At 27.6% G+C, this 1927-nt stretch carries 1 protein-coding gene and 1 pseudogene; both read right to left on the minus strand.

Annotated elements, in window-relative coordinates; all coding sequences use genetic code 11:
* Positions 1–197 precede the first annotated feature (197 nt).
* A pseudogene (locus FS875_RS09780) lies at positions 198–672 on the minus strand (creatininase family protein); the annotation flags it as partial.
* Between the two features lie 684 nt (positions 673–1356).
* Positions 1357–1527 (minus strand): hypothetical protein, encoded by a 171-nt coding sequence (locus tag FS875_RS10310; RefSeq protein ID WP_166428923.1) that lies wholly within the window; start codon positions 1525–1527, stop codon positions 1357–1359.
* Positions 1528–1927: the final 400 nt, after the last annotated feature.

Raw genomic sequence — 1927 nt, forward strand, 5'->3', positions numbered from 1 at the left:
GATGATTGGTGAAAAGAAGTAAATTGTCGATAAATTTAAGAAACCTTTACAAGAACAAGTCACAGTTTGTGTGTGAGGAGGTCTCGATTGAGGCGAAAAGGATAGAAGTTTCGCTACTGTATTCATGCTTATGGATATGGGAGCGATTCTTGAAGTAAAAGCACTTGTGAGAGGCGCATTGAACGTTGGTTAAACTAATACAGCTCAAGAGAGGTTTCAATAAAATCTCCACGGATATCAAGAGGCTGTTGAGAAGGTTCTATGAGACCTTGTCGTAGACTAAAACAACTCCAGCTGTTTGCAACAGTGAACATTGAAAAGTGCCCCTATAATTTGGTGATGACAATACTCATTAAAGGTGAATTTCCCCCATGAGCATTGAAGAGAAGAAAAAGGTTGCTTCCTTTATGATAGCAATTTTCACCATATCTATCCATCGCTTAATAGCTTTAGAAAAAGTGAGACTTTATGTCCCTGTAACATCCATATGTTCTACAGAATAACCAATTTTTTCAATTGGTAAAAGTGTGATATGAAATTGTTTTTTTGTAAAATGAGTGCTTTTGCAAAGGCTTCAGCAATAATTCAGTCGGTTTTAAAGGGAAGGTGATCTCCATGATATTCGTAAGCACCCAAAGGTAAAAGAGCGAGAAAAAGCGTATTAGATACCATAAATTATTGCCCAAAAGAGGAATTAACAGAGACAAAGAGATGAAAAAAGGTGTTAGAACCACTATTTGATCTATCTATACGAGAAACGCAAACAGACTTATTTTTATATCATATATATGAAGCTATAAGACTTTATAACGATGAGGACTTTAGTTTAAAAAGTGAAGCTTTTATTGAAAGAAGCCAACGGAACTTTTAATGCAATAGAGGTTCATTGTTGTGTAATAGAGGATAGAGGAAAAGTTTAAATTGATAGTTTTGGCGTCATGTGAGACAATAATCAATTATATTCGTTTTTAATAATTTTTTTAAGTAAATAAATTATAATAAATATTATTTTATATTGTTAATATATTGTATAATTTTAAATTATATATTTACATCTAATATATAATGGTTTATTTATATAATATATTGTGTTGTGTGTATTTATTAAATAATTAAATGTAATTTTTTCTTTTTATATATATGAGTATTCTTTCGTTTTTTTCAATGAAGAAAAAGAGGAGCAAAGAAAGTTATGTTTAAAATATTTAAAAATCATATGTGTTAATTTATTCTTTTTGCTGTAAAAACTGTAAAAGAGAAGGTAAGTTTTGTACAAAATCGATTTCAAGAATTAGAAATTGGTGCAACACGAGAAAAAAGAGTCATTACTGAAGCGGTAGATAAGGCTGTTATCCGTTATGTTGAAGAACAGAATGGATTTGCTTTTGGGAAAGTTGAAAAAGCTGCTGTATTTTTAAGTGCAGCTTTTTTGGGGAATGTTGTATCAGTTCTTTCTTCTTTATCCGTTGGGGATTTCATTGGTACTGCTCTAGCTGTTTTTAGATTATTTTCTACACTCAGTTTCAAATAGTTTATCCTATATTGGAGATATAAATTATTTTGTTAATAATAAATGTATTTTTGTCTGCATTATTAAAGTTAAAAACCTTTTAATGGATGTTTTTCCTTTTTTAAAATACTGCGAAATGTTTTTTATATATCAGTAAAAGTTGAAAATTATTTCATTAATGTTTTTTATTTTAAAATAAGGATAAGGATCTTTATGACTTCTTTTTTTAAATTATAATGTTTTTTTAAAAAGTATTATTTTGTTATAAATGCTTATTTATAATTATAGATTTGTTTTATGTTCATATTTTTATTTGCAGTAAATTTTATCAATATTATTATAAGTAATATTATAAAATATTAAGTAATAAATATGATAATTTTTTATTTTTACAATATATAATTCACATTATATAAC

This window comes from Bartonella saheliensis, assembly GCF_902162175.1.